General features: G+C 50.6%; 1 pseudogene. It reads right to left on the minus strand.

Annotation, left to right across the window (positions count from 1 at the left end):
* Positions 1-247, minus strand: a pseudogene (locus MXAZACID_RS19605) (HAMP domain-containing histidine kinase); the annotation flags it as partial.

Genomic DNA, 247 nt, shown 5'->3' on the forward strand with positions numbered 1-247 from the left:
CGGCGTATGTTTTATCGCATTCAAGATCAGATTGCCAAAAAGCTGGTTCAGCAAGACGACATCACCGTATAAGCTGAGTTCCGACTGAATGTTGAATATGAGCGTCCGGCCAGACTCGTCGACCGCGGGCGCGAAGGTGTCGATCAGAGAGCCCAGAAGATAGGAAAGATCAATCCAAGAAAATGCCTTCCGACGCGCCCCGCTTTCAATCTGCGCCAGCCGTAAAAGTGCTGAAAAAATCTCTAGC

The sequence above is a fragment of the Acidocella sp. MX-AZ02 genome, from assembly GCF_000306035.1.
Taxonomy (GTDB): Bacteria; Pseudomonadota; Alphaproteobacteria; order Acetobacterales; family Acetobacteraceae; genus Acidocella; species Acidocella facilis.